The following is a 22,759-nucleotide window of genomic DNA, read 5'->3' as shown; positions in this document are numbered from 1 at the left end:
ATTTAAATGAACTATATCTATGAATTGGAAATGAAGGTGCGTGATTACGAGTGCGACCTTCAAGGAATTGTTAATAATGCGAACTATCAGCATTATCTGGAACATACCCGCCATGAGTTTCTGACGTCGGTAGGCATCAGTTTTGCTGCACTCCACGAACAGGGGGTCGATCCGGTAGTGGCACGCATTAATATGGCATTCAAAACGCCGTTGAAAAGCGGAGATGAGTTTGTCTCTAAACTCTATATGAAGAAGGAAGGTATCAAATATGTGTTCTATCAGGATATTTTCCGTAAGAGTGATCATAAAGTAGTAGTGAAATCCACTGTTGAAACGGTATGTGTGGTAAACGGACGTTTGAGTGACAGCGAATTATTCGATAGCGTCTTTGCCCCTTACCTGAAATGAGCAGTTCCGAGGAAGAACAGATTTATAGTATCGCCCTGACAATGGTGCCCGGTATCGGGCACATAGGGGCGAAACATTTGATAGACGGAATGAACAATGCTGTTGATGTCTTCCGTCTGCGTAAAGAAATACCGGAACGTATTCCTGAAGTGAGTCAACGGGTGATAGAGGCGTTGGATTGTCCGCAAGCTGTGATCCGCGCCGAACAGGAATATGAATTTATCCGGAAGAACCGGATCTCCTGCCTGACTTTCCATGATGAGGCTTACCCTTCCCGTTTGCGGGAATGTGAAGATGCTCCTATCGTCCTTTTCTTTAAAGGAAATACCGATTTGAATTCCCTGCATATCATAAATATGGTAGGCACCCGTAATGCCACTGATTATGGTACCCGTATTTGCGCCTCTTTCTTACGCGATCTGAAAACACTTTGTCCTGATGTGTTGGTAGTCAGCGGGCTTGCTTATGGGATCGATATCCATGCACATCGTGAAGCACTGGTCAATGACCTGCCTACGGTAGGTGTTCTTGCCCATGGTCTGGATCGCATTTATCCTTATGTCCATCGAAAAACGGCCATTGATATGCTCGAAAAAGGAGGACTGTTGACCGAATTTCTGTCCGGCACGAATCCCGACAAACATAATTTTGTCAGCCGTAACCGTATTGTCGCAGGTATGTGTGATGCTACGGTTGTCATTGAATCGGCAGAAAAAGGAGGCTCATTAATCACTGCTGAACTTGCTGAAAGCTATCACCGCGATTGTTTTGCTTTTCCCGGGCGGATAAATGATGAATATTCAAAGGGGTGTAATCGGTTGATTAGAGATAATAAGGCTTCCTTACTATTATCGGCTGAAGATCTTGTACAGGCAATGGGATGGAATATACCGATTACTTCTTCCGAAAAAGTAAATGTGCAACGTAGTCTTTTTCCCGACTTGTCCGAAGAAGAACAAAAGATTGTCTCTATCCTGGAGAAACAGGGGGATTTACAGATTAATTCTCTGGTGGTAGAAGCAGATATTCCCGTACATCAGATAAATGCTATTCTTTTTGAATTGGAAATGAAAGGAGTAGTTCGTGTATTAGCAGGAGGAATGTATCAGTTATTGAATTAACTCGTATAGACTAACCTCATATATGGATATAAAAAAAGGAGCAACGCCTTGCTCCAACCTTTGTTAACCTTAAATCTAATACTATGAAAAAAATCACATGACAAATGTATGTCTTTGCAAACTAACCTCCAAATAATTCTGTCGTATTTGTTTCTCTTTTAATTTCTTTCACTGATTTTCACTGTTATCGTACACGGTGCGCTTTTGATGGCTAAAGTAGGATGCTTTTGAGATAAGTAATGGGGAGGAAAGTAAGTCTTCCTGAATACTATTACAGCTTCTGGGAAAATTAGAAAATAAGGTCTGAATATAAGTGTTTTCTTGGTTTAAAAGGAACACCCCGTTGGTTTTAAAGGAACGATGCTTTGGTTTTAAACCAACAGGGCGTTCCTTTTAAAGGAAAGATTTTGCTATATTATAAGTGCTGTGCAATAATTGCAATGTCAAATATTGGAAAAATAAAATGATGGTTTAATTGGTTGATAATTAACTTTGTATGGATAAATAGTTCTTTATATTAACGGCAAAATCCCAAATGACTTGACAAACGCTTTTTGATGTTGTATATTTGTAGTACGAAAGAAACAATGAAACGACAAATTAAAACTTTAAAAACGAAATGAGACGAATCTTATCTTTTGCTGTATTAGCTGCATTGTACTTCCCCAGATGTACGACCAGTAAAAATGCAGTGCGTTGTCTGAGCCGATGGATTAAAGACTGTAACCCGTTGACCAAAGAGCTTGTACCGACCGGTTATATGCCGTATAATCATCGTTATCTGACGATGAAACAGTATAAGATTATAACAAAACATCTAGGAGATCCTTATGAGGATTAGGGTATAGACGACCCGATGAAAAGCTTGAGGCTGCAACCTTTTATAGGGTTTGCAGCCTTTTTTGTTGCATAAATTCAATGTAAATCCTTCTGAAAGCTACATTCGGGTTTTTAATAAACTTGGATACCGTTTTTAATAAACTCCTTAAGAATTTATTAGAAACTCAAAAGTTGTTTATGCAGAAAAGATAAACTTTTTTCGGTGTGTTGAAATGAGAGATATACGAAATCTTTGTGTGTTTGGTTAATAATCACTACATTATTAAAGACAGTCTCATTTCATCTTTATTTGTGTAACTTTGAATGGGTAGATGTTTCTTCTTGTAATTCTTTATTTTAATTGAAACTTATCATACAATCATATATGATTGTGAGTATATGAATGTGAATATGTTACTTTGGAGAATAAATTATGTCTGGCAAATCAAGAATCTTAAATGAGAGAGATCAGTCATAAAATATTTAGCAGAGTAATAACAATAAAAAAATGATGAAATGGATACTCTTAAATTGCATTCACACTTTGAAAATTTACTGTATGTGGGAAGAAGCGTGCTCACTAATACAAGTAGCCGCATTCAAAGATTATTTTTTAAAAAAGAGATGTGTATATATGAATACTTGTTTAAGGAGGAAGCGAGTAAAGGCATTGAGATTGTAGTGGACAATGCTGTCTTAGTTTGTGTTTTGGAAAATGATATCTGTAATAAATCTATTCTTTATCTTAATGACTCCACTAATATAACATCTTATATTAATTATTGCAATAGTAATTTTGAATATGATAAACTCCGTGATAGATGGATTATGCCTGATGGTTATCTTACCCTTTTTATACCGAATGATGACTTTGAAAAGCGATTTGCATTCGTGCAAACTTTAGTATGAATGAACTTTGTGAAGTCTTTGGATTCTTAAGGGGATATATCTTTGAACATTAGACAATTTGATTTGTTATTTATACTGTTAAGATGTGTGTAGTAGTGTTTTGCTTTCATTATGATGTAAAACATCTATTTTTACCCGTTTTTTAAAGCCTGTTTTTGACTATATGTCAAAACAAACCTTTATATTTGTATATGTGAAGTTAACCAAAGAAAAAATCACTTATTATTGGCTATGATGAAAAAGGAAATCAAATTCAGTCTTGTTTATCGGGATATGTGGCAATCTTCCGGTAAGTATCAGCCTCGGGTTGACCAGCTTGTACGTATAGCTCCATTGATTGTTGAAATGGGCTGTTTTACAAGAGTTGAAACGAATGGAGGTGCTTTTGAGCAAGTGAATCTATTGTACGGTGAAAATCCTAATAAAGCCGTCCGTGCTTTTACCGCACCTTTTAGAGAAGCGGGCATTCAAACGCATATGCTCGATCGTGGCTTGAATGCATTGCGTATGTATCCCGTTCCGGCAGATGTGCGTAAGTTGATGTATAAAGTCAAGCATGCACAAGGGGTGGATATCACCCGTATCTTCTGTGGACTGAATGAGACGAGAAACATAATTCCCTCCATTAAATATGCTTTGGAAGCAGGCATGATTCCGCAGGCAACTCTTTGCATCACATATTCTCCGGTACATACCGTTGAGTATTATGCCCGGATTGCCGATCAGCTGATTGAGGCCGGTGCACCTGAAATATGTTTGAAAGACATGGCAGGTATCGGTCGCCCCGGTATGTTGGGGCAACTGGTCAGGACTATCAAGGAAAAACATCCGGATGTATTGATACAATATCATGGTCATAGCGGACCGGGATTGTCTATGGCATCTATCCTCGAGGTTTGCGAAAATGGTGCGGATATCATAGATGTGGCTATGGAGCCCATGTCTTGGGGCAAAGTGCATCCGGACGTGATCTCGGTACAGGCAATGTTGAAAGATTTAGGATTCCAGGTTCCCGATATCAATATGAAAGCATATATGAAAGCCCGCGCGATGACGCAGGAATTCATAGACGATTTTCTGGGTTACTTCATGGATCCTACCAATAAATATATGTCTTCACTTTTGTTGAAATGTGGTTTGCCGGGTGGCATGATGGGGTCTATGATGGCAGATTTGAAAGGGGTACATTCCGGTATCAATATGATATTGCGGAGTAAGAACGAACCTGAACTTAGTCTTGACGATCTGCTGGTAATGCTTTTCGACGAAGTGGAATATGTATGGCCTAAGTTGGGTTATCCTCCTTTGGTGACTCCTTTCAGCCAGTATGTGAAGAATGTTGCATTGATGAATCTTATGCAGTTGGTAAAAGGAGAAGAGCGCTGGACAATGATAGACAACCATACCTGGGATATGATTCTGGGTAAGAGTGGACGTCTGCCGGGTACGCTTGCTCCGGAGATTATAGAATTGGCGAAGTCTAAAGGATATGAGTTTGTCGATACTGATCCGCAGTTGAATTATCCGGATGCTCTGGATGATTATCGCAAGGAAATGGATGAGAATGGCTGGGAGTATGGAGAGGATGACGAAGAACTTTTTGAACTAGCTATGCACGATCGTCAGTATCGCGATTATAAGTCGGGTGTTGCCAAGAAACGTTTTGAGGATGAATTACAACATGCTAAGGATGCATCCATGGCAAAGAGTGGTTATTCCGAGGAAGATATCAAGAAGTTGAAACGTGCCAAGGCAGATCCGGTTATTGCTCCCGACAACGGGCAGGTGCTTTGGGAAGTTTCCGTGGAAGGACCGTCCATTGCGCCATTCATCGGACGTAAATATCAGCATGACGAAGTCTTTTGTTACCTTTCTACTCCATGGGGAGAATATGAAAAGATTCTGACCGGATTCACCGGACGGGTGGTGGAAATATGTGCACAGCAAGGTGCTACCGTACGTAAGGGAGATGTTATCGGTTATATTCTGCGGAGCGATATCTTTGCGTAAGATTTTCATGTGAGTTAGACTATAGGTCACTTTATAAATAAGTCAGGCTGCAATCTGTGATGAGGTTGCAGCCTGACTTGTTTGTAGGCATTCAGTGTAAAAGTTATAGGAGGATTTTTATCTGTTAGAATTTCGATGGCTATCCATTGGTAAATTCGAGTGTTGAATATGGAAAATACGCATTTTATCCAAAAAATCGGCATAAGACGCAAAGAAAAGCAAAGTTCTACTTGAATAATTGGAGGTCAGTATTTTATATGCAGGGCGGATTGAAACAAACTTTGGCATAAAACGCTTGAAAATACCCCTTTCGGACAAAGTTCGGCTACTAAGCAGCTACCAGTCCTAAAGAGGATATATGGGATATAACAAGTTCTGTTTCATAACTATGCGTTGTTTTGCATAACTCTTGGTAACAAATAATTAACTACCTTTAGAAACGAAAATTTTAGAGTTATGAAAACAAAGAGAAGTACGTTTGCAACCTCGTTCTACATCAAGAGATCGGCAGTGAGAAACCGGGACGGAAAAGCCCCCATCATGGTGAAGATCTCCATTGATGGGGATGACAAAGTATTGGGAACCAAACTATTCGTTACGCCGGATTTATGGGAGAATGGTAAGGCAAAAGGCAAGTCTGCCGAGGCGACAGAGATAAACGGGCAGCTCAAAGAAGTCAGTGCCCGGCTTACCAACCACTATCACCGCATCCTCCGGGAAGAGGATTTTGTCACCGCCGAAAAGCTGCGTAACGCCTTTCTGGGTATCGGTGTGATGGAAAACTGTATCCTGAAAGATTTCGAGAACATGAACCGGGAATTTGAGGCGATGGTGGAGAAAGGACAGCGTGCCAAATCCACTTACAACAAGTACTTGGCCGTGTACAACCATTTTGCCACCTTCCTTTGGGAGAAGAAGAAACGAACCGATATGGCTTACAAGGAACTGACAAAGGAGATTATCACCGATTTCGACAAGTACCTGCGCGTGGAAAAGGGATTGAGTGACAACACTCTTTGGATATACACCATGCCACTGCTCAGCCTGACAGACAAGGCATGGCGGCGTGGTATCGTCCGTTCCGACCCTTTCGGCGAGTACAGCCTTGAAATGCAGGAGACAGACCGGGGCTACCTCACGGAAGAGGAACTGCGCACCCTGGCTAACGCCGTGTTCGTGAAAAAACAGACCAACCTCGTACGTGACATGTTCCTCTTCGGGTGCTTCACCGGACTTAGCTACATTGATATAAAGACACTCACCCATGACAAGATCCAGCGCATGGACTTCGACGGCGAGGATTGGATCATAACCCGACGCACCAAGACCCGTGTGTCGAGCAACGTTCCCCTTATGGAAATAGCCAAGGAACTGATAGAAAGGTACAAGGGACTTGCCGGAGGCGATTTCGTATTTCCCATGCCCTCTAACGGTACATGCAACAAGCACCTCAAACAGATTGCCAAAGCCTGCGGCATCAGCAAGGAGATCGGATTCCACCTGAGCAGGCACACCTTCGCCACGACCGTCTATCTCTGCAACGGCGGCACGATAGAGGCGCTCTCCAAGATACTCGGTCACAAGCACATCAGCACCACGCAGATCTACGCTGAAGTAACCAACAAGATGGTAAGTTCAGATTTCCGTGCAATCTCCGGCAACCTCGCCGCCATGCAGCGGAGCGTACTGGAGAAAAGGGACAGGAAGCAAGGTAGGAAAAAGGTGCACCGGTCCCTCCGGGAAACGGCTTGACACCTTTCTCCATGCGAAACACGGCAAAGGCAGGAACCCCGATACAGTGCTCCTGCCTTTGCTGCATTTTCCGATGTATATCCCCGTGCGTTTATGTTGGACTTTTCCCCCGTTTGCGCTTTTGTCTCATGTCCACGTAATTTTCTTCCAGCATACGCAGCAGATCCGACTGGCGGTAAAGCGTCTTGCCTGGCAGCGATATGTACGGGATCAACCGTTGTGTGCGGTAGCCCTGCAACGTCCTTGACGTGATATGTAACATTCTGCACACATCCTCACCCGTGAAATAGACCTCGCCGTTCATCGCCGGACGGAAATGCGCCGTCACCGTATCAATATACCTCATGCCCTCTTCCAGAGCCTCGAAGTACGCACGTACCTCTTCCGTGTCTTTTGTTATCACTTCCATGTCACTCGTCCTCCATTATTTCCCGGCTCATGGATTCCACGAATACCTCCACGTCCTCCGTCCGGTAGTAAATCTTATGGTTGATCTGGCTGTACGGCAGCAGTCCCCGGTCACGGTAGGTCTGCAACGTCCGTTTACTGATCCCCAGTTTCTCGCACACGTCCGCCCCGTCCATCCAGTTCATCTTCCCGGGCGGGCGGTAACGGGCGCAAAGTTCCTTCACGTGCCGTGAGAAGCAGCCGAACCGCTCCTTCATCTCCTCAAAGGTCTTCTTTTCAATACTTACTATTTCCATCGTTCTGATACATTTTTCATTATACTTCCCTGCAAATATATGGATTCATATAAAACTATGTATCAAAACCGTATAGCTTGTCAGCGTTTTGCTTCACGTTCGTAGCCTTGTCGTACCCCAAACGATGAAAGGCGGGGAAAAGTCCTACATAAACGTACCCAGTTCAAGGGTACGCACGAGAACGGAATCCATAGCACCAATTCCGGATGGTTCAAAGGAAAATGTGTACTACGCACCGACTTCACCCTCATCCAGCCACGATGCAAGTTGATGGGGCACGGGGCAAATTTCGTCACCGGCTTGCCCCTTGTCAAAGCCATCTCTTTCGAAAACGGACTGGAATAGTTATTTTACTTTTGCGGTAATTTCATCTATCAGGTTCGTGATCTTCTCAATGGAATACTTTTCTATCAATCTCCTGTTTGCCGCTTCTGCCTTTAGTCTTTCATTGATTAATTTTAGTTGTGGCAAATCTGATTGACAATATTTGCTCAAGTGTTCTATTTCACTGCCCCAAGAGGTATATTTATAACGGAACTGTAAAAAATGCAGAAAGGTGTTACGTGATTCGTTGGACAATCCCAAAATACTTTTTGAAACCTTATCCGCATCAGCCTCTTGGAATATTGAAGTATCCCTATAAAGACGCTGTTTGACCGGGACTACATCATTCAATGCCGGATTCAGGCGTTCGCAAGTTTCATCCGTCAGATTTTCCAGCATGACAGACACTTTATTAGGGCATTTCTTCAATCTTTGCCCGAATAGTTTTTGAAAATACGCAACCAGTCCATTCAAAATTCGATCTGAACCAATATTAGAATGATTCCTTCTTGTACCCGCATGTACCTTTGAGTTACAATTCAACAAACCCTCCATGTCGCTGATACCTTCCATCAGCCTGTCTATGGAGTGCTTGCCTTGGGCTATGATGTCTTCCTCGGATACGTGAACAAGGTTGTCGCTATATAAAACCGATAGTACAGATATAATGACAAACAATTCTTTTAGATCAACGCTTTCATCCGCAAAGTAATATCGTACCGTTTCCCCGTAGTGTTTCTCGTATTCCCCGTTATCCAGTCTCCAATAGTCGTACAGGTAATCCCAACTGTTCAAACTTGCGTCTTCGGCTGCAAAATATTGTTGCAGGTAGGTCGTGTCAAAATACCCGCTTTCCAGATAGCAGACAATTTCATTAACGATGAATCTATCAAAAATATCCAACTGTTTACCTATCTCTATAAAACGGTATTTGGAGAGGATTTTTTCACGCTCCTCATCTTTCTCTTTATCCGGGAACATGTCATACAGGCTGTTGAATAGGCTTCCGATCCGAGTATTCCCACCCTTATACTCGCAGTAAACGGCGACAAAATTTGCCAACAACGATGTTATGACAAGTTTGTACTTGGGAGATTTATGATAATGCTCCGGCAAAGCCATGGCTATCCTGTGATAATCGTTTAGACATTGCCGCAGGACTCTTAAATTATCGAATTTAGAGGCATGGAATATCTTGATGATAAGCTCTTTGTTCTCAGACAAGAGGTTCCTGTTGTTGGTGGATATCTCGCCAATGAAGAAATCGAGTGTCTCCCCTATATTTAATTTGATCTCAAAAGTGCGCCCGATAGTCTTTTCCTTGAAATCCTTGAATTTCAACTTGCACTTATCGTCCTCTTTTTCGGAAATCTTGTTCTCATCGCCAATGATGATGACCTTGCATTTACAATGTTCCGAAAAGTAATTGATGTATCCCAACAAGGTTTCCAGTTTTACATCACATCTTTCAAGGTCGTCAAAAATCAGAATCTTGTTTCCTTTTATTTCGGAATTTTCTTCTTTCAACAACAAAATGGAGTCCAAGTCACAGGTTACACTCCCTTCATCCTTTCCGTCACCGTCGATGTCATATTTCAAAGCGATTTTCGAGGCGGCTTTTAATATATTCTTGGCAAGTTTCATTCCCTTGCTGTACAGCCACGGGGATATTTCCTTGTTGACTTGTTCTGTGATTTGCTGGGTAGTGGTCAAACCATATAAAGACACATATATGGGCCGCCATTTTAACTTGTCCGCATCTTTATCGTTTTTCAGTTGCTTTATCCATTGGCGGATAAAAAACGTTTTGCCGCATCCCCAGGCACCTCGCAGCATGATGGCATATTGCGGATCGGATATTTCCGCATATTCATTTAAAAAGGTGAGTATGTTTCTATTCATAGCCATGTTCATTAGAGGTTTCAAAATTACGGAAAAGAGGCATAATTCTGATAACTTTTAAGAAATAAGTTATTACGGTCAATTCGTGTTTCCAGATGATTGTCGGAGCGTTCCCCTTCGGGTCGGGCTTTCCGCTGCAAGTCCTCGCTATGCTGTGGGCTTTCCCCTGCAATCCCTAACGTGGGTGAAAGGGTTTTCACTGTCTTGCGCTTACACCTTGGCGCACGGGCTGTCCCGTCCCGGCGTCCGCTGCCGACCACTCAGTGAGGCTGCATGGCCGAAACCGGACATCGGGGCGGAAGGACAAACGGAACACGGGGCTTCGGCTATCGCCGAAACTTCCTGTGCCCCGTCCCGCCCAAAAGAGTTCCCCGGTGTTTGTCCGGCAGCCGGAAGCTGACCGTCTTCCCATATACTTCTCCCGCACGTATGTCCTTGCCTCGGGAAACGGGCGTTCCCGGCTCTCCGGAAGGCTTCTTTTTCCCGCACCCGGCAAGTAACTGACCATTGACTGGAATGACTGACAGGGCATTTTTTCCCTAAGCTGATTGGGAAAACATTGACGAAGGTAGGCGGAGGTGAAAGCAAATCCGCAAAAAATGCCAAATCTCCACCCTGCGGGTAGTATTTACCATTTTTTCAGATGATTGCAATTCACCTTTTCCGCTATCAATGATTGTCAATGTTCTTCCCAATCAGCCAAGGGAAAAAAATTGGTTGGGGCGACAAGCGATGAAAACAGAGTAATAACGATTAAAATTTGTGAGTTATGGCAACAACGAACAGCACCATCGAAAAAATTGCACCGATGTTCACCGAGTTGTTGATAAAGAAAATCGAGTGCCTGAAAACGGATTGGCAAAAACCGTGGATAACGAGCCTTGAACAAGGTTTGCCCCGCAACATCAGAGGGACGCTCTATAATGGCGGCAATGTCTTGATGTTATTGTTCTACACCGAGTTCATGAAATTCACTTTGCCCGTGTTCCTCACGTTCAACCAAGCGAAGGAAGAGGACTTGAGCGTCAGCAAGGGCGCACGATCGTTTCCCGTCTATTATTGGTTCAAGTTCGTGGTACACAAGGAGACGAAAAAGACAATCAAGTACGAGGAATACCGCAAGCTGCCCGCAACCGAGCAGGAAAATTACAAGGTCATCCCGCAGATGAAGTATTACAACGTCTTCAACATCGACCAGACCGATTTTGCAGGGAAATACCCCGAACGCTACGAGCGCATGAAAAAGGGAGAGCAGCCCGAAGACTATTCGGACAGAATGATTTACGAGGCGTTGGACGAGCTTGTCTATCTGCAAAATTGGTATTGCCCTATCAAGGTGCAGTATTCGGACAGTGCCTACTATTCGCCCTCTTCCGACCATATCGTTTGCCCGCAGCGTGAGCAGTTCCCGCAGGGAGCGGAGTTTTACGGCACGCTCCTGCACGAGATGGCGCACAGCACGGGAAGCCCCCAGCGACTGAACCGCACGTTCGGCTGCTTCTTCGGGGATGCGCTCTATGCCCGTGAGGAACTTGTCGCCGAACTTACCGCAGCCCTTTGCGGTGCGTTCTTCGGCTACGCAACCGCACCGCAGGAGAACAACGCCGCCTATCTGAAACACTGGCTCACCAAGCTAAGGGAGGAACCCGCCTTTTTGGTGGAGATATTGGGGGACGTGAACAAGGCGGCGAAGATGATTGCCGACAAGGTAACCGAACCGGTAAACGAACCCGCAGCAGCCTAAGCGGGACAACAAAGGAACAAGAGTATAAACCAACGGGCGGAGCAATCCGCCCCACTTAAAGACATAAGACGATGAAAACATTATCAGAAAAGGAATTTAACGGCTTTAACGTTAATGCGATGTTTACCGAAAGAGCGGAACGGGCGAAAAAAGAGCTGTCTCCACTCATGCAGGAGATAAGGAAGTACATACCCCAAGCGGAATACGGCTACCACGTGGAGAGCGGTGAATATCCCGCATTTTACGGCGTGCGCATAGAGTTCACGTATAACGGCATCCGTTTCCATGTGTGCAAGATATACAAAGAGAACAAATACAGGATAGCCGCCGACATGGAGCATTTTGAATATGTCAACCGCTACGACATCGAAAGGGCGGGCAACCAATACGAAAAGCCGTGCAATATCGGCGTGTTCACCGCCAAGAAAATAAACGATTGGATAAACTACTACACGCAGATATACAGGCAGGTGGAGCAAGAAAATGTGGAGAACTCGAAAAAGGTCGCCGATTTCTTGAAAAGTATCGAGAATGAACCCGTAAGATGGGAAGGGAACAACCATTCAAAAGGGACGATAATCCGCAACGGCTTGCGCTTCACTTTCTACATAGAGGAAGGACACCTCTATTTTGAACTGTCCCTAAGTTATCGGGGAACGGCTGATTACGACACGTTCCGGCTGATAGCCGATAACCGCTATATCCCGAAAGGAAACTATTAAACAACCACGGGCGGATTCCTCCGCCCGACAATACCCGAGAACATGAAAACGACATTCATTTACAGACTGGTTTACCGCCTAATCCTTTGGGCTTCGGCGGTGTACTTCCTCACCACCACCGCAGGGCAGTTTTTTGCCCTATCCGCTACTTTGCTTCTGTTAGGCTTCGTGGCACGGCTTGTTTTCGCCCTTGCGTGGCGGTTGTTTGTCGGCTTCATGTTCATCTTGATAATCATTCTTTTAATCATCTGAATCATGGAAGGAAAGAAGTTTAAACACAAGTATCTGCCGTACCTCACTTGCGTGGTCGTGGCAGCCACCCGAAAAGGGTACAAGGTTTTGGAAACCCAAGTTTTGGGCGGGCGCAGGAAGCCCAAAACAAAGACAGCCTACTACTACGACATTGATTTTGATAAAGAGCGTGGTTTGTGGCAGGAAGAAGGCAAGTAATAACCGATAAAAAAATATCAATATGGAAACAAGGACATTGGCAGAAAACGGAACACCCGTTACGAAAGAAAAGACGGTAGCCTTTTCGGGACACCGCACCAACCGTATAGCCAAGTTCACGGCAGACCGTGAGAAACTCTTTAGAGAGGTGGCGTTCGATACATTTGTAGCCATCGAGAGTTATTGTATCAAAAAAGGCTACCATACCTTTTTGTCGGGAATGTGCGAGGGCTTCGACCTTATCGCAGCAGAGGAAGTCTTGAACCTCAAAAAGGAATACCCGCATATCCATTTGAAATGCGTTCTCCCCTTCAAGGGACAAGCCGAGCGGTACACCCAGGCCGACAAGCGGCGTTATGACACCATTTTGGCGCAAGCCGATGAAGTGGTAACCTTGCAGGACGGATATACCGAGGGCTGTTTCCTACGCCGTAACGACTACCTTTTGGAAAACTCCGCTTTTCTGATGGTCTATTACGATTCGGTAGCCGTGGGCGGCACGTTCTACATCCTCAAACGGGCGGTAGAGCAGAAAAAGAAGTTCGCGAACGTGTGCTATAACCGCAGGTAAGCCGCAAGGGCGGACTTTCCGCCCGCTACTTTCTTTCGTGAGCCGGAGCGGGGAAAGAAAGATAGCAAAGAAACCGATTTCCCGACCGGAAGAAATTATCAAAAAGAACAAGAATAAACAATCAACTTAAAAACAAACGGATTATGAAGACAAAAGCAAATCAATCAGCAGCAGAGAGAAACATCACGATGGTAGCATTGGCAAACATTCAGCCGAGCGGTTTCAACCCACGCAAGCGTTTCGATGAAACGAGCCTTTACGAGCTTGCCGAGAGCATCAAGCGGCAGGGTGTGTTGCAGCCCATCACCGTGCGCCCCGTTGACGGGACAGACCGTTACGGGATTGTTTTCGGGGAACGCCGTTACCGTGCGTCCGTCATTGCGGGCAGGGACGAAATTCCCGCAATCGTTTCCGAGTTGTCGGACGAGGAAGCCGAGGAAATGGCGATTACTGAGAACTTGCAGCGCAAGGACGTGACACCCGTGGAGGAAGCCGCAGCCTATCAGCGGCTTATCGAGAGCGGACGCCACACCGTGCAGACCTTGGCGGTACTCTTCGGAAAGAACGAGAACTACATCCGCACACGGCTGAAATTCACCGCCCTTATCCCCGAAATCGCCGCCCTCTTGGATGCGGATGAAATCACCATCAGCGTGGCGGCTGAAATCTGCCGATACGGGGAGGACATTCAGCGTGAGGTGTACGAGAAACATTTGCAGGACGAGGGAACGTATAACAGTTGGCGGGGACTGAAAGCCGCCGATGTTGCAAGGCGCATTGAACAGAACTTCACCACCGACCTGCAATACTACCACTTCGACAAGGCCGAGTGCGCCACGTGCGCACACAACACCAATAACTTGCTGTTGTTCCATGACGGCGGGTGCGGGCATTGCGCCAACCGCACGTGTCTTGCCGAGATGAACGCCTCTTTCCTTATGGAGCGAGCTGTGCAAATCATGCGGAACCAGCCGGAGGTGTCGCTCTGCCGTGACTGCTACACCGCCAACGAGACGGTAGTAGAACGGCTAACCGCTTCGGGCTACGAGGTGGAGACCCTTGACAGGTACACCGCCTTTCCAAGCTGCCCCAAAGAACCCAAAGCCGAAAATTTCAACGACCCCGAACGCTACGGGGAAGCCCGCACCCGCTACGAGCAGCAATGGGCGGACTACATGGAGCAGGAGGAGGAAATCACCCGCAGGAGCGGAGCGGGGGAAATCACCGTCTATGCCAAAATCGGGCAGAAGGAGATTACATTCTGTTACGTGGAGAACGTGACAGAGACCGAGACAGCGGACGGAACGCCCGCACCCGCACCGCTCTCTCCCGTGGAGAAATTGGAGAAGCAGGACAAGCGCAATAAGGAAATCGCACTCGAACGCACGGTGGAGGACACCAAGAAACAGATTCTCGAAGCCGACATCACGGGCGGCAAGTTCAGTGCCGATGAAGACACGATGCTGTACTTCTTCCTTCTGTCCTCGCTCCGGAAGGAACACTTCGCAGCCGTGGGGATTGCGGAAGACAAGCCGTATATCACGGACGAGGACAAGATGGGGATTATCGGAAACCTCACGGTAAAGATGAAGACCATCATCCGCAGGGACTTCCTTGTAGCCAACTTCAAGGGAGCGTACGGGAACAACACCGTGGCGACCCTCTTGCTTGACTTCGCACGCAGGCACATGCCGGAGGAACTCGCCAACATCGAAAGGGAGTACAACGGGGTGTACGAGAAACGTCACCAGCGCATCGAGGAAAAGAAAGCCGTCCTATTAGTGCAGGAACGGGCAAGGGAGCGCAAGGTAACGCAACCCGAGGAACAACCGCAACCCGAAGAGATTGCAGCCTAAAGACAAAGGGCAGGGCGGAGAAATCCGCCCGCTACTTTCTTTCGTGAGCCGTAGCGGAAAAGAAAGATCGCAAAGAAACCGATTTTTAAACTTTCAAATTTTCAAACTTATGCGAACCGTACAGAGAACCTATACACTATTCGGCATTGCGGAACTGGAGGACGAAGCCCGTCAAAAAGCCTATACCGACTGGCTTGCCAAGGGAAACGATTACCCGTATGCTTCCGAGAACTGCGACACGCTCGAAGCCTTCTGCAACCTTTTCCGCATTGCCTGCACCAACTACTGTTACGACAGTTGCACATACGCTTACCGTTTCCATACCGGACACGAGGAGGAGACCGAAAGGCTTTCGAGCGTCCGCTTGCTGGCTTACCTCTATAACAACTTCCATGCGGAGCTGTACAAGCCCAAGGTCTATTGGACGAAAGACCGCAAGAAAAGACGCAGGAGCCGTATCTCCGTCACTTGCGAATGCCCCTTCACGGGGGTTGTGTCGGACGAAATCATCTTGCAGCCCCTCATGGACTTCATGCGCTCGCCCGACACACGGAATTTCAAGGAACTCATGCGTGACTGTCTGGAAAACTTCTTCCGCTCGTGCCGTGACGATTGCGAGTATTGCGAGAGCGAGGAATATTTCACGGACGAGAGCCACAAGAATAATTGGGAGTACCTTATCGACGGGACACTTTTCATAGAAACGGCATGAAGCAGGAAATCAGACAGAACGGGAAAACCGTCCTTTACAGCGAGGACGGTTGCAGCATCCCCATGATATTCAACAACCTTGTCGGGAAGAACCTCAAAGGCAGGGAGTATTCGGACTATATCGCTTTCGTAGCCATTCCCGACATGGGATTTACCTACGGGAAGATAGCGTATTATTCGGACGGGAATTTAATCGCAACGGGGGAAATCAAGCCATAACATTCCCCCTCTATGTTTCATCGCCGGAAGTCCGGGACGGGTAGCGATCCGCCCGGACTTCTTTTTTTACCCGCCCGTGGGAAAGGATTGACCCATTTTCGGACGCACTTCTTTTTCTTTCGGTGAGCCGTGGGCGGGAAAAGACAAAGAAGCAAAAAGAACCCCCTCGACTCACCGGATTTTTTAGCCAAGCTCCACACTCATTTTTTAGCAAACCTACAGGGAAAAACGGACAAGTAGCAAGGCTGAACCTGCTGGTTTTGCGCACAATCTCCACACCTTCGGGTCGTATTCCACGCAAAAGCCTTGCATGAAGTCCGTTCTTTCCCCGTGCCCCAAAGCAAAAAATAAATGTTTCACTTTTAATTTTTTGCATTATGAATACACTGTCTTTCCCTCAAATCACCGTAAGTTACAAGGACGCTGACGCATCCAAGAGAGTTAGAATCCACTCTTCCAAGGAGTCTTACGACATCCTCAAGACTTTCTACGAGGACTGTATGCAGCACCACGAGGAGTGCTGGGCGATGTACCTGAACGGCGCAGGCAGACTGCTGGGCGTTTCGTGCGTCTCACGCAGCGGCATGAACAGTACGGTGGTGGACATACGCATCGTCCTCCAGACGGCTCTCGTCTCTCATGCCTCGGGAATCATCCTCTCGCACAACCACCCTTCCGGCTCGACCGTGGCGAGCACGCCGGACAACAACCTGACCAGCCAGTTGAAGAAAGGCTGCGAGGCAATCGGCATACAGCTTTTAGACCACATCATACTGACCGAGGACGCCTACCTTAGCTACATGGACGAGGGGATGCTTTAAGCGTCCCTTTTTTTGTTCGCTATCCGTTTCGCACTTCTTTTCTTTCGTGAGCGGGGCGGGAAAAGAACAAGAAGCAAAAGAAACCGGAAGGCGGCAGGGCGGATATGGAAAGCATCCTGAATGATGCTTTCCATTTCGTCCGGCTCACGCTACATCTTCAATCCCCGTTTTCGCTCCTGCCGGATGTCGGAGAAGGAGAAGCCTCCCGTCTCCTTGTCGAACTTCACCGACTTGTCCTTCTGCACGCCGCCCGGCGTTTCCATCCGTTTCACATTCAGCGGCTTCCCGTTGTAGAAGTCCGTCATTTGCCGGTAGCTGAACTTTTCCCCCGTCAGGCTTTCCATCAGGCTGTTCAGCGTGTAGATGCTGTCTTGGTTATGCACGCTCTCCGGCACGAACTCCGGGTGATTCTTCACTATGTCCGGGTACAGCGTCTTCGCCATTAGGCAGACCTCCGGCGAGCGTTCCGCCCACGGGATCATCATCAGCGACTCCCGACTGTGGGCGGCGCACCTGACATACACATCGGGCGTGAGCAGGCTTTTCGGCACTCCGCCACGCCCGACGGCGGACATCCCCGACGTTTCCACCGCCACCCGCACCCGCTCCGGTGTTTGCAGGTGCACGGGCAGGATGCTGATACACCTGCCGTCCAGCGGCAGCAGGAAGTCCGCCATTTCGCCATTCATCACCTCCGGGCGGATAGCCACCGCCACCCCGTAGAGTTCTTCCGGGTTATTCTCCCGGCACTCCTTCAGCACCTCCATGCACACCTCCGCAAAAGGGATATGCTGAACCAGCCCCCGGTGGAAGTCGTTCCCGAATCCCGCTTCCGTTTCCAGCGCCTTCCGGCACAGTTCCGGTGTCTTCATCTCTTCGGGCACGTTCTCCAGCTGCCAGCCGTCCTCTTCAACGGCGGCACGGCACACCTCCGCCGTGCGGTCGTGCCTGCATATCATCTCCAGAGGTACCTGATACATTCTTTCTTCTTGTTCCATGTTTCTGTTTTTTTAGATAGGTTGTCTCATATTTTCATTCCGTTGCGCCTCTTGGGTGCGTCGTTCCGTTCCGGCTCTTGCTGTTCCTGCTGCCTCTGCTCCTGCCGCTGGCTGAGAGGGGCGATGCGGAACGTCTCTTTCTGCCGGTCGAAAGTACCTCACGGTCTTTCAGGAAACCATCGGGCACCTCGATGCACTTGACCGCCATCCGCTTTCCCCCGTAGAAGTCCGCCATCTGCCCGCAGGTGAATTTCTCGCCCGTCATCTGCTCCATCAGGCGGCACAGCGAGTACACGTTGTAATAGCTGTCCACCGGTTGCGGCACGACATGGGGATGGGCATGGATCATCCCGGGATAGTTCAGGTACGCCGTCAGGCACGCTTCCAGCGACCGTTCCCTCCACGGAATCATCACGAATGACATCCAGTTATGTTCGGCGCATTTCCGCCACAGCTCCGGCGTTTGCAGGTGGACGAGCAGCAGGGACAGGCACCTGCCGTCCTCCGCCACCAGAAAATCCGCCATCTTCCCGTCGAACACCTCCGGTCGGATTGCCGAAGCCACCTCGTAAAGATCGGCTCTGCCCTCGCCGTACCAGTCCCGTATGGCTTCCATGCAGACCTCTGCGAACGGGATATGGTGCAGCAATGCCAGATGCCCGTAACCGAGTTCCGCACTCGCTTCCAGCGCACGGCGGCACATCTCCGGGGTTTTCATGTCCTCCAGCACATGTTCCAGCGACCATCCGAACTCCCTGACGGTATCGGCGTACCGCTCTGCGGTGCACTCGTGCCGGCACAGGTCTTTCAATTCCGCCAAAGCCGGCACCTCACTCTTTCCCAGTTCCACTTCCATCCCCGTCCTCCTTGTCGTTGTCCGCATTGAAGTCGTATTCCAGCTCGACCGCCTGACCGTCCGAGTCCTCCACCCAGACGGTGAAGCTGCTCTGCTCGTCCGACAGCCGGGTGTAATAGAGCCGGAACGTCTCTTTCTCCAGCGGGTAGCGGTCATTGGGCAGCAGCACCGTGCCGTCATCCAGTTTGAGCGTGCCTTCCCCGTCGAAGAGGAACCAGCGGATCGTGTACCGGGCGTCCTCCCAGCGTCCTTCCCGTTTCAGCTCGCACCGTATCTCCGCCGTCTCGTTCACTTTCAGCTCCTTCGGGACGGGCATCGTCTCCACCGTGAACAGGTATTTCGTCTGAATATCCAGCCCGTCATTACAGGCTGCGACCAGCACGAGGGCGGCCACGATGTAGCAGCCCGTGAATATTCTATAAATCATTGTCCTCATATACAATTATATTATATAGCAGTTATCGAATCATGAAGCGGATTCCCACGCCGACCTGCGTGTGGAATTTCCCGCAGTCGCCGCCGAACAGCACCCGTTGGCGACCGTTTACCAGCAAGACAATCTTGTCCGTCACGTAGGCGGACAGCTCCAGCGTGAGCGCACCCCCGTAGATGAAATTGTCCTCATCCGTGAGCCGGGAGCCGTCCGGCAGCAGGCTCTCGCCCCAGTTCACCGTCTCGTACCCGGCAAGGGCGGACAGTCCCAGTGCGGCGAAGAACGTCTTCTTCCGGTCGGAAAGGAAGTTCAGGTAATAGCCGCCCTCGCCCGTGAACTGGCTCGCCGGATAGAGGCAGTCCCGGTAGCCGTACCGCTTCTCCAAGTATTCCACACCGACCACCCAATGGTGGGCGTTCTTCGTGTAGGTGCTCACCGCTATCCCGGCGTGGTAGCCGAAGCCGTCGCCGTTTTTCCAGCGCATGTTGTCCGACAGCCCGCCCGTGAGCTGTATGCCCCTCATTCCGGGCAGGCACCGTTGGGCGTGTGCCCGGTTCACATGCAGGCACACCCCGAAAAGCAGGATAATGAACAGTAACCTTTTCATCGCTTACTTGATTTTCAGTTCGTTAATCTGTTTTGCCGCCACGAGGTCGGCGTTCTCCACCCGGATGGTCTGGTGCCTACCGCCGTCCTTCTCGAACAGTTCGATGACCAGCAGCTTGTCGTCCGGTATGGTGAACTGCGGGACGGCATACACCGTGCGCACGTCGCTTTTCCCCTCCGTCACCAGCACCTCGTTGTAGCTGCGCACCGGGTCGATCACCCGTTCCTGAATGGCGGTGCGCTTCGGCACTTTCTTGTCCACGACCTTGAACCGGATAAAGTCCGTCCGGAAAGCCACGTTCGACCTGTTCCTCGTTTCCGTGTGGAAATAGAACAGCCCGTTGTGCGAGTGGACGGATTTCAGGAGGAACTGCACCCCGAAGCGTTTGCAGCCCAAGTGCCGGATCTCCCGCCTGTCCTCCTTGTAGATGCTCTGCATGATCAGCTTCACCAAGAGCGGGCTTTCGCCTGCCAGTTCCCGGAAATGGAGGTTCATGCGGGTATGCGAAAAGTCCGTCGTGTTCCCGTTCTCCAAAAAATCCTTCATCTCGATGTTCAGCATCTCCGGCTCATGCGCATACCGGGCATTGAACGAATAGAAACTTCCGTCCTCGCAGATAACGGAAAAGTTCGTTTCCCCCGGAAACCCCTCGGTGGTCGCCTTCACCCGGATCACGTTCTCCGCACCGTCCGCTTTCCCGGCGATAATCCAATTGCTTCCCAAGTCCACGTACCGCACCGCCGAGGGGAAGATGATATGCACCGTCTTGGCGAACGTCACCTGCACCCCGTGGGGCGTAACCATCTGCCGGTAGGGTAGCTTCCGTGTAATCCCCTGATACAGGTCGTTGCCCGTAACCCGCTGTATCGTATCATTCACTTGTGCGTTCGCACCCGTCACCATGCCCATAAGCAGGGCGACCCATCCAAAAATCTTTTTCATTTGTCCTTTCTTTTTAATGGTTTTATAATCTGTCGATCTATTGTTGTTTGGCGTAAAGCATCAGCTCATACCCCGCTTTCAGGTGCACCTTTACCGTGCGGAACTTCTTGGCAAGGTACTGGCTGCCGCCCTGCATCAGCCCACGGGTGATGTCCATCGCCACCTGCTGTCCGGCGCTCCGTGCGAACGAGATGCTCGTTCCCAACCCGCCGCCGATGTTCGCCATCGCCTCCTTTGCCGCTTCCTGTTCCAGTGATGAAGGGACAGACAAGCCTTTCTGCCCGTCACTGTCATACACCGCCAGCTCCACGGGCAGCAAGTTCCCCCGGTATTCGATGGACGACACCACAATATCCAGCCGTTCTCCCTGTACCTTTCCCGTACCCGCAACGAGCGTGTTCTGCGGAATCACAAGGTTTCCCGCTTGCAGCGGTTCGAGCAGCCTGAGCTTCACCGTCTGTCCGTCCATAATCGTCTGATCTCCGTGGATGCACGCCCGTATCGTGTTCTTCCCCATAGTGTACCCGCTGCCTACCGCCGTGTTGAAGCCGTAGTTCCTCGGCTGGCTGTACCGCCGCATGAACTCCGCATCGCTCAGGGGCTGTTGCAGCCCCGATACCGTCCGCTCCCGTGCCACCTGCACCGCCACGGCGGGCTGTCTTGGACTGTTGTCGTTCTGCACGGCTGCGCCGTCCTTCCCGTTCTGTCCCATGTACTTGGCGGCAAGCTCGTAGCTCTTCTCCATCAGCGCCACCTGATCATCGATTCCGCCCGCCTGCCGTTCCCTTTCTTCCAGCTTGGCGGTCAACTCCTCCACCTGCCTTTTCAGCTCCTCCTTTTCCCCGTCCACCTTCGGTTCCTCGTAGAACGAGCCGAGCTGACGGTTGATGTCCCGGTAGGCGGTAACGGAAGAACGGCTGCCGCCGCCATTGTCCGAATAGTCCCTGAACGGTTCCCGTTCCGGCTCGCTGTCCGGCAGTTCCATTTCCACCCCGTCCATATCGCTCTCTTCGGAGAAGGCGAAGTCCTCCAGCGAGCGCACCTTCTCCGCCTGCTGTTTCTCCGCCTGCGCCTGCTCGTAGGCTTTCCGCTTGTCGCCGATGATCCCGTCATTCTCCGGCAGGGGGATGTCGGCGTTGAACGCCCCCACGGTGTCCCGGTTCACGTCCCGCTCCTCCGAAGGTGCGAATATCAGCCACATCGAGCCGAGGAACAGCAAGCCCATCAGCGGATATACCATCAGCTTCTTCCGTTGCTGCAACTGTTTCGGCGTGAGCGGCTTGGCTGTCTTCTTCTCCTTTTTCCCGCCGCCCTTGTCCTCCTTCTTTCCGTTCCCCGTCTCCGGGGCTGCGGCATCCGCCACCGTCACGTGCTGCGTTGCCGTTGCTTTTTCTTGGTTCTGTTCTTCCATCATGTCAAAAATTTATGGTTGTCCTACATTCTGATTCTCCTCCCCGGAGGCTTCCTTCTGCCTGTCTCCCCGGTTTGCCGCTTGCCAGGCGGTTCCTTCCGTTCCCGTTTGAGCGATGCCGTGGGACTTGCCCGGTTGTCCGCCCGCAGGTGCGCAGCCTTCCGTTCCCGGCGGAGCAGCCACTCACTCAACTTCTCCACCAGTCCCATACCGTCCGCTTTCAAAAGGGTTGATAATACTGTCATTGGGTAATTGCAGGCGCCTAATATGCTCTATCCCCAGTTCCTTCCCGTCGTTCCTGCCGATGCGGTAGATGGAGGAGACGGTCATATAGACCGACAGTGAGCCGAACGCCACCAGCGTCACGAGGATGATTGCCACACGCATGTCGGGCGAGATACGCCCGGCGAGGCGGCGGAGCTTCCCGTCCGCCCAATCCTGCGCCTTTGTGATGAATTTCCTTATCATA

At 49.2% G+C, this 22,759-nt stretch carries 27 protein-coding genes; 14 read left to right on the top strand and 13 right to left on the bottom strand.

Going from position 1 to position 22,759, the window contains the following annotated elements:
- Positions 1–6: 6 nt before the first annotated feature.
- From AB3G73_RS16260 to AB3G73_RS16235, 6 genes are all read left to right on the top strand, one after another.
- Positions 7–408, top strand: coding sequence for an acyl-CoA thioesterase (locus AB3G73_RS16260; protein ID WP_321019495.1), 402 nt, complete (start codon positions 7–9; stop codon positions 406–408).
- Positions 405–1,529, top strand: a complete 1,125-nt coding sequence (dprA, locus tag AB3G73_RS16255; RefSeq protein WP_367745223.1) for a DNA-processing protein DprA — start codon at positions 405–407, stop codon at positions 1,527–1,529. The genes AB3G73_RS16260 and dprA overlap by 4 nt, the downstream gene beginning before the upstream one ends.
- A 619-nt stretch (positions 1,530–2,148) precedes the next feature.
- Positions 2,149–2,370 carry a DUF4248 domain-containing protein gene (locus AB3G73_RS16250; RefSeq protein WP_195648770.1) on the top strand — a complete coding sequence of 74 codons (222 nt, stop codon included), beginning with the start codon at positions 2,149–2,151 and terminating at the stop codon, positions 2,368–2,370.
- A 494-nt stretch (positions 2,371–2,864) separates the two neighbouring features.
- Complete coding sequence (locus AB3G73_RS16245; RefSeq protein ID WP_164727300.1) at positions 2,865–3,257, top strand: hypothetical protein; 393 nt, start codon at positions 2,865–2,867, stop codon at positions 3,255–3,257.
- 231 nt (positions 3,258–3,488) lie between these two features.
- The gene (locus AB3G73_RS16240; protein ID WP_308167040.1) at positions 3,489–5,267 is read left to right on the top strand and encodes an oxaloacetate decarboxylase; all 1,779 of its coding nucleotides are present in this window, start codon (positions 3,489–3,491) and stop codon (positions 5,265–5,267) included.
- 456 nt (positions 5,268–5,723) lie between these two features.
- Complete coding sequence (locus AB3G73_RS16235) at positions 5,724–7,019, top strand: site-specific integrase (protein WP_014299601.1); 1,296 nt, start codon at positions 5,724–5,726, stop codon at positions 7,017–7,019.
- Between the two features lie 91 nt (positions 7,020–7,110).
- Here the strand turns inward: AB3G73_RS16235 and AB3G73_RS16230 are convergent, their stop codons facing one another.
- The 5 genes from AB3G73_RS16230 to AB3G73_RS16210 all read right to left on the bottom strand — a co-directional run bounded on the left by AB3G73_RS16230 (position 7,111) and on the right by AB3G73_RS16210 (position 10,555).
- Positions 7,111–7,428: a helix-turn-helix domain-containing protein gene (locus AB3G73_RS16230; RefSeq protein ID WP_008640967.1), complete on the bottom strand. Its 318-nt coding sequence runs from the start codon at positions 7,426–7,428 to the stop codon at positions 7,111–7,113.
- Between the two features lies 1 nt (position 7,429).
- On the bottom strand, positions 7,430–7,723 hold the full coding sequence (locus tag AB3G73_RS16225; protein WP_008640965.1) for a helix-turn-helix domain-containing protein: 294 nt from the start codon (positions 7,721–7,723) through the stop codon (positions 7,430–7,432).
- An 80-nt stretch (positions 7,724–7,803) separates the two neighbouring features.
- Positions 7,804–8,043, bottom strand: coding sequence for a hypothetical protein (locus AB3G73_RS16220; protein ID WP_025813736.1), 240 nt, complete (start codon positions 8,041–8,043; stop codon positions 7,804–7,806).
- Between the two features lie 25 nt (positions 8,044–8,068).
- The gene (locus tag AB3G73_RS16215; protein WP_009291489.1) at positions 8,069–9,949 is read right to left on the bottom strand and encodes a P-loop NTPase fold protein; all 1,881 of its coding nucleotides are present in this window, start codon (positions 9,947–9,949) and stop codon (positions 8,069–8,071) included.
- A gap of 210 nt (positions 9,950–10,159) precedes the next feature.
- Positions 10,160–10,555, bottom strand: a complete 396-nt coding sequence (locus tag AB3G73_RS16210; protein WP_153257578.1) for a hypothetical protein — start codon at positions 10,553–10,555, stop codon at positions 10,160–10,162.
- A gap of 163 nt (positions 10,556–10,718) precedes the next feature.
- Between AB3G73_RS16210 and AB3G73_RS16205 the strand changes: the two genes are divergently transcribed.
- The 8 genes from AB3G73_RS16205 to AB3G73_RS16170 all read left to right on the top strand — a co-directional run bounded on the left by AB3G73_RS16205 (position 10,719) and on the right by AB3G73_RS16170 (position 17,043).
- Positions 10,719–11,693: an ArdC family protein gene (locus tag AB3G73_RS16205; RefSeq protein ID WP_009041247.1), complete on the top strand. Its 975-nt coding sequence runs from the start codon at positions 10,719–10,721 to the stop codon at positions 11,691–11,693.
- Between the two features lie 71 nt (positions 11,694–11,764).
- Positions 11,765–12,415, top strand: a complete 651-nt coding sequence (locus AB3G73_RS16200) for a hypothetical protein (RefSeq protein ID WP_014299605.1) — start codon at positions 11,765–11,767, stop codon at positions 12,413–12,415.
- Positions 12,416–12,670: 255 nt separating this feature from the next.
- On the top strand, positions 12,671–12,865 hold the full coding sequence (locus tag AB3G73_RS16195) for a hypothetical protein (RefSeq protein ID WP_008640960.1): 195 nt from the start codon (positions 12,671–12,673) through the stop codon (positions 12,863–12,865).
- Positions 12,866–12,887: 22 nt separating this feature from the next.
- Positions 12,888–13,436, top strand: a complete 549-nt coding sequence (locus tag AB3G73_RS16190; RefSeq protein WP_009041244.1) for an SLOG family protein — start codon at positions 12,888–12,890, stop codon at positions 13,434–13,436.
- A gap of 143 nt (positions 13,437–13,579) precedes the next feature.
- Complete coding sequence (locus AB3G73_RS16185) at positions 13,580–15,292, top strand: ParB/RepB/Spo0J family partition protein (protein ID WP_014299606.1); 1,713 nt, start codon at positions 13,580–13,582, stop codon at positions 15,290–15,292.
- Between the two features lie 109 nt (positions 15,293–15,401).
- On the top strand, positions 15,402–16,004 hold the full coding sequence (locus AB3G73_RS16180; RefSeq protein WP_009041241.1) for a hypothetical protein: 603 nt from the start codon (positions 15,402–15,404) through the stop codon (positions 16,002–16,004).
- Positions 16,001–16,222, top strand: coding sequence for a hypothetical protein (locus AB3G73_RS16175; protein ID WP_009041240.1), 222 nt, complete (start codon positions 16,001–16,003; stop codon positions 16,220–16,222). Before AB3G73_RS16180 ends, AB3G73_RS16175 begins: the two co-directional genes overlap by 4 nt.
- A 377-nt stretch (positions 16,223–16,599) precedes the next feature.
- Positions 16,600–17,043 carry a JAB domain-containing protein gene (locus tag AB3G73_RS16170; protein ID WP_009041239.1) on the top strand — a complete coding sequence of 148 codons (444 nt, stop codon included), beginning with the start codon at positions 16,600–16,602 and terminating at the stop codon, positions 17,041–17,043.
- Positions 17,044–17,192: 149 nt separating this feature from the next.
- Here AB3G73_RS16170 and AB3G73_RS16165 read toward each other — a convergent pair whose 3' ends face one another.
- From AB3G73_RS16165 to AB3G73_RS16130, 8 genes are read right to left on the bottom strand one after another with little or no spacing between them, the layout of a single operon-like run.
- On the bottom strand, positions 17,193–18,041 hold the full coding sequence (locus AB3G73_RS16165; RefSeq protein WP_009041238.1) for a hypothetical protein: 849 nt from the start codon (positions 18,039–18,041) through the stop codon (positions 17,193–17,195).
- Between the two features lie 34 nt (positions 18,042–18,075).
- Positions 18,076–18,897 carry a hypothetical protein gene (locus AB3G73_RS16160; protein WP_025813744.1) on the bottom strand — a complete coding sequence of 274 codons (822 nt, stop codon included), beginning with the start codon at positions 18,895–18,897 and terminating at the stop codon, positions 18,076–18,078.
- Positions 18,872–19,333, bottom strand: coding sequence for a DUF3872 domain-containing protein (locus tag AB3G73_RS16155; protein ID WP_009291495.1), 462 nt, complete (start codon positions 19,331–19,333; stop codon positions 18,872–18,874). Before AB3G73_RS16155 ends, AB3G73_RS16160 begins: the two co-directional genes overlap by 26 nt.
- 22 nt (positions 19,334–19,355) lie before the next feature.
- Entirely contained in the window at positions 19,356–19,937 is a 582-nt protein-coding gene (locus tag AB3G73_RS16150) for a conjugal transfer protein TraO (RefSeq protein ID WP_009041276.1), read from the bottom strand.
- A 3-nt stretch (positions 19,938–19,940) separates the two neighbouring features.
- Positions 19,941–20,879, bottom strand: a complete 939-nt coding sequence (gene traN / locus AB3G73_RS16145) for a conjugative transposon protein TraN (protein ID WP_009041277.1) — start codon at positions 20,877–20,879, stop codon at positions 19,941–19,943.
- A gap of 37 nt (positions 20,880–20,916) precedes the next feature.
- A complete protein-coding gene (traM, locus tag AB3G73_RS16140; RefSeq protein ID WP_009041278.1) occupies positions 20,917–22,293 on the bottom strand; it encodes a conjugative transposon protein TraM in 1,377 nt (458 codons plus the stop codon).
- 9 nt (positions 22,294–22,302) lie between these two features.
- On the bottom strand, positions 22,303–22,473 hold the full coding sequence (locus tag AB3G73_RS16135; protein ID WP_162470352.1) for a hypothetical protein: 171 nt from the start codon (positions 22,471–22,473) through the stop codon (positions 22,303–22,305).
- Complete coding sequence (locus AB3G73_RS16130; protein WP_009041279.1) at positions 22,474–22,758, bottom strand: TraL conjugative transposon family protein; 285 nt, start codon at positions 22,756–22,758, stop codon at positions 22,474–22,476.
- Between the last annotated feature and the right edge of the window lies 1 nt (position 22,759).

It is taken from the genome of Bacteroides sp. L008 (assembly GCF_040812255.1).
GTDB classification, from domain to species: Bacteria; Bacteroidota; Bacteroidia; order Bacteroidales; family Bacteroidaceae; genus Bacteroides; species Bacteroides vicugnae.
The sequence above is the reverse complement of the archived record's forward strand: the minus strand, read 5'-3'. Positions and strand labels throughout refer to the sequence as shown.

Bases quoted from the DNA above. Each gene is read 5' to 3' on its own strand.
- AB3G73_RS16260 (WP_321019495.1), top strand. From the start codon at position 7: ATGAACTATATCTATGAATTGGAAATGAAGGTGCGTGATTACGAGTGC.
- dprA (WP_367745223.1), top strand. From the start codon at position 405: ATGAGCAGTTCCGAGGAAGAACAGATTTATAGTATCGCCCTGACAATG.
- AB3G73_RS16250 (WP_195648770.1), top strand. From the start codon at position 2,149: ATGAGACGAATCTTATCTTTTGCTGTATTAGCTGCATTGTACTTCCCC.
- AB3G73_RS16245 (WP_164727300.1), top strand. From the start codon at position 2,865: ATGGATACTCTTAAATTGCATTCACACTTTGAAAATTTACTGTATGTG.
- AB3G73_RS16240 (WP_308167040.1), top strand. From the start codon at position 3,489: ATGATGAAAAAGGAAATCAAATTCAGTCTTGTTTATCGGGATATGTGG.
- AB3G73_RS16235 (WP_014299601.1), top strand. From the start codon at position 5,724: ATGAAAACAAAGAGAAGTACGTTTGCAACCTCGTTCTACATCAAGAGA.
- AB3G73_RS16230 (WP_008640967.1), bottom strand. From the start codon at position 7,428: ATGGAAGTGATAACAAAAGACACGGAAGAGGTACGTGCGTACTTCGAG.
- AB3G73_RS16225 (WP_008640965.1), bottom strand. From the start codon at position 7,723: ATGGAAATAGTAAGTATTGAAAAGAAGACCTTTGAGGAGATGAAGGAG.
- AB3G73_RS16220 (WP_025813736.1), bottom strand. From the start codon at position 8,043: ATGGCTTTGACAAGGGGCAAGCCGGTGACGAAATTTGCCCCGTGCCCC.
- AB3G73_RS16215 (WP_009291489.1), bottom strand. From the start codon at position 9,949: ATGAATAGAAACATACTCACCTTTTTAAATGAATATGCGGAAATATCC.
- AB3G73_RS16205 (WP_009041247.1), top strand. From the start codon at position 10,719: ATGGCAACAACGAACAGCACCATCGAAAAAATTGCACCGATGTTCACC.
- AB3G73_RS16200 (WP_014299605.1), top strand. From the start codon at position 11,765: ATGAAAACATTATCAGAAAAGGAATTTAACGGCTTTAACGTTAATGCG.
- AB3G73_RS16195 (WP_008640960.1), top strand. From the start codon at position 12,671: ATGGAAGGAAAGAAGTTTAAACACAAGTATCTGCCGTACCTCACTTGC.
- AB3G73_RS16190 (WP_009041244.1), top strand. From the start codon at position 12,888: ATGGAAACAAGGACATTGGCAGAAAACGGAACACCCGTTACGAAAGAA.
- AB3G73_RS16185 (WP_014299606.1), top strand. From the start codon at position 13,580: ATGAAGACAAAAGCAAATCAATCAGCAGCAGAGAGAAACATCACGATG.
- AB3G73_RS16180 (WP_009041241.1), top strand. From the start codon at position 15,402: ATGCGAACCGTACAGAGAACCTATACACTATTCGGCATTGCGGAACTG.
- AB3G73_RS16175 (WP_009041240.1), top strand. From the start codon at position 16,001: ATGAAGCAGGAAATCAGACAGAACGGGAAAACCGTCCTTTACAGCGAG.
- AB3G73_RS16170 (WP_009041239.1), top strand. From the start codon at position 16,600: ATGAATACACTGTCTTTCCCTCAAATCACCGTAAGTTACAAGGACGCT.
- AB3G73_RS16165 (WP_009041238.1), bottom strand. From the start codon at position 18,041: ATGGAACAAGAAGAAAGAATGTATCAGGTACCTCTGGAGATGATATGC.
- AB3G73_RS16160 (WP_025813744.1), bottom strand. From the start codon at position 18,897: ATGGAAGTGGAACTGGGAAAGAGTGAGGTGCCGGCTTTGGCGGAATTG.
- AB3G73_RS16155 (WP_009291495.1), bottom strand. From the start codon at position 19,333: ATGAGGACAATGATTTATAGAATATTCACGGGCTGCTACATCGTGGCC.
- AB3G73_RS16150 (WP_009041276.1), bottom strand. From the start codon at position 19,937: ATGAAAAGGTTACTGTTCATTATCCTGCTTTTCGGGGTGTGCCTGCAT.
- traN (WP_009041277.1), bottom strand. From the start codon at position 20,879: ATGAAAAAGATTTTTGGATGGGTCGCCCTGCTTATGGGCATGGTGACG.
- traM (WP_009041278.1), bottom strand. From the start codon at position 22,293: ATGATGGAAGAACAGAACCAAGAAAAAGCAACGGCAACGCAGCACGTG.
- AB3G73_RS16130 (WP_009041279.1), bottom strand. From the start codon at position 22,758: ATGATAAGGAAATTCATCACAAAGGCGCAGGATTGGGCGGACGGGAAG.